This window comes from Staphylococcus pasteuri, assembly GCF_030547725.1.
In the GTDB taxonomy this organism is placed as follows: Bacteria; Bacillota; Bacilli; order Staphylococcales; family Staphylococcaceae; genus Staphylococcus; species Staphylococcus pasteuri.
The window spans coordinates 1-260 of sequence record NZ_JAUOQO010000493.1 but is presented as its reverse complement, the minus strand read 5'-3'; the positions used below and the strand labels follow the sequence as shown (position 1 = coordinate 260).

The following is a 260-nucleotide window of genomic DNA, read 5'->3' as shown; positions in this document are numbered from 1 at the left end:
GATGTTTGACCCTGCTAGTGTGTTACCTGAGGTAATTGAAATAGCCCGCGGTGCTGGCGAGATTATTCGTAATATTTACGAAAAAGGCGATTTTGTTAGTGAGACCAAAGACGACGCTACACCAGTAACGTCGGCAGATTACGCAGCCCACCATTTTATTATGGATGCCTTAACTGCGCTCACGCCTGACATTCCCATTTTATCTGAAGAACAAGCCGATATAAGCTTGGCTGAACGCGACGGTTGGACGACTTATTGGC

Annotated in this window: 1 protein-coding gene; it reads left to right on the top strand. The window is 46.5% G+C overall.

The features are described 5' to 3' along the window. Positions 1–19 precede the first annotated feature (19 nt). On the top strand, positions 20–260 hold a 241-nt coding region (locus tag Q4528_RS14460; RefSeq protein WP_303522335.1), incomplete at its 3' end, for a 3'(2'),5'-bisphosphate nucleotidase CysQ family protein.